We start from the raw sequence: 2,083 nt of genomic DNA, 5'->3' as shown, positions 1-2,083 counted from the left end.
AGCGGGCGGATGTAGCAGCTCTTGAGGTTGTTCGCGCGCACGGTGTCTTTGACCGCCGCCACCATCTGCTCGACTGAGTAGCCGATATCCATCAGCAACATGCTGGCAGAACTCTCGAGGCGCTCCATGTGCTCGGTGAGGCGAAAGACCGCCGGGCCGTCGGCACTCTCGTAGCAGCGGATGCCCTCGAAGACGCCTGAGCCATAGTGGAGCGCATGCGTCAGAACGTGGACCTGGGCGCTATCCCAATCGACGAGCGCGCCGTCCATCCAGATCTTGTCCACCTTCGGCAGTGACATCGCCCTTCCCCTTCCACGTACGCGGTGCGCCTCAGGCGGCCGCGGTACCCAGCAGTCTACAGTCTCTCGCGGATCAGGTCGCCCATGCGGCTCGTGCCCACGAGCTGGGCGCCCTCCTCCATGATGTCTTTGGTCCGGAACCCGTCGGCCAGCACGCGCTCGATCGCGCCCTCGATCGCCGCGGCCTCCGTCTCGAGTCCGAAGGAGTAGCGCAGCATGAGCGCCGCCGAGAGAAGCGTGGCCGTCGGGTTCACCACGTCCATGCCCGTGTACTTCGGCGCACTGCCGTGGCTCGGCTCGTACAGGCCGGGACCGTCGCCGAGCGAGGCCGAACCGAGCATACCGAGCGAGCCCGACAGCATCGACGCCTCGTCGGACAGGATGTCGCCGAACATGTTGGACATGACCACGACGTCGAACTGCCTGGGGTTCTTCACGAGCTGCATGGCGCAGTTGTCCACGAGCAGATCCCACAGCTCTATGTCCGGGTAGTCGGCCACGGTCTTGTGCGCGACCTCGCGCCACAGCCGCGAGGACTCGAGCACGTTGGCCTTGTCGACGGAGCACACGTTGGCCGTCTTGCGCGCCCGCGCCAGCTCGCACGCCTTGCGAACGATTCTCTCGACCTCGAAACCATGATAGGTCTCGGTGTCGAAGGCCATGTCGCCCTCGCGCCCTCGCGCCCCGAAGTAGATGCCGCCCGTGAGTTCCCGCACGATCATGATGTCGACGCCGCGGATGACCTCAGCCTTCACGGTCGAGCTGTCCACAAGCGCTTCGAACACCTTGACCGGGCGAAGGTTCGCGTACAGCCCGAGCGCCTTGCGGATGCCGAGAAGTCCCTGCTCGGGACGCACGCCCTTCGGGTCGGTGGTGTCCCACTTCGGACCCCCGATGGCACCGAGAAGAACGGCGTCGGACGCCTCGCATATCCGTAGCGTCTCGTCGGGCAGCGGGCCGCCCGTCGCGTCGATGGCCGCCCCGCCGATGAGAGCCGAGGTGTAGTTGAACGCGTGACCGAACCTGATGCCCACCGCGTCGAGCACCTTGACCGCCTGATCGCTGATCTCCGGCCCGATGCCGTCGCCGGGTAGAACCGCTATCTTGAACTGCGCCACGTGAAAGCCCTCTCTCTCGTATTTCAGACCCTAGCGTCCGACCTTGTCACGGACGGACTCGATGAGCCCGCCCTTCTCTATGATGTCCTTGATGAACGGCGGGAACGGCTGGGCGCGATAGGTCTGCCCGGTGGTATCGTCGATGATGACGCCCGTGTCGGCGTCCACCGTGACCTGGTCGCCGTTCCTGATGCCGTCGACCGCCTCAGGCGCTTCCAGGATCGCGAGTCCTGTGTTGATCGCGTTGCGGTAGAAGATGCGCGCGAAGCTCTTTGCGATCACGACGCTCACGCCGGCGGCCTTGATGGCGATGGGGGCGTGCTCGCGGCTCGACCCGCAGCCGAAGTTCTCCTCGGCCACAAGGATGTCTCCGAACTCGACCTTCTTCACGAACTCGGCGTCGAGGTCCTCCATGCAGTGCGCGGCAAGCTCCTCGGGCACGGAGGTGTTGAGATAGCGAGCGGGAATGATGACGTCCGTGTCGATGTCGCGTCCGTACTTGTGTGCTGTGCCTTGGAACCGCATGCGTCCACACCCTTCATCCTCATCGCGCTACTGCGCGACGTCGTCCTCAACAATACCATCGAGCCACTCCCGGACCGCCTGCGGCAGGTCGTCGTGTCTGAGCGCCTCTCGTGCGTACACTCGTGTGGCTGCTGCGTCTCC

The 2,083-nt window shown here is 64.9% G+C and carries 3 protein-coding genes; all 3 read right to left on the bottom strand.

Annotation, left to right across the window (positions count from 1 at the left end):
- A partial coding sequence (locus tag Q8K99_04350) for an aminotransferase class IV (protein MDP2181784.1) occupies nucleotides 1-299 on the bottom strand: 299 nt, incomplete at its 3' end.
- A 56-nt stretch (nucleotides 300-355) separates the two neighbouring features.
- Nucleotides 356-1,417, bottom strand: a complete 1,062-nt coding sequence (gene leuB / locus Q8K99_04345) for a 3-isopropylmalate dehydrogenase (GenBank protein MDP2181783.1) — start codon at nucleotides 1,415-1,417, stop codon at nucleotides 356-358.
- A gap of 30 nt (nucleotides 1,418-1,447) precedes the next feature.
- Nucleotides 1,448-1,942 carry a 3-isopropylmalate dehydratase small subunit gene (gene leuD, locus Q8K99_04340; protein ID MDP2181782.1) on the bottom strand — a complete coding sequence of 165 codons (495 nt, stop codon included), beginning with the start codon at nucleotides 1,940-1,942 and terminating at the stop codon, nucleotides 1,448-1,450.
- Nucleotides 1,943-2,083 lie beyond the last annotated feature (141 nt).

Source organism: Actinomycetota bacterium, from assembly GCA_030682655.1.
Taxonomy (GTDB): Bacteria; Actinomycetota; Coriobacteriia; order Anaerosomatales; family JAUXNU01; genus JAUXNU01.
Note: the sequence above shows the minus strand (reverse complement) of the source record. Positions and strands in the feature narration are given on the sequence as shown.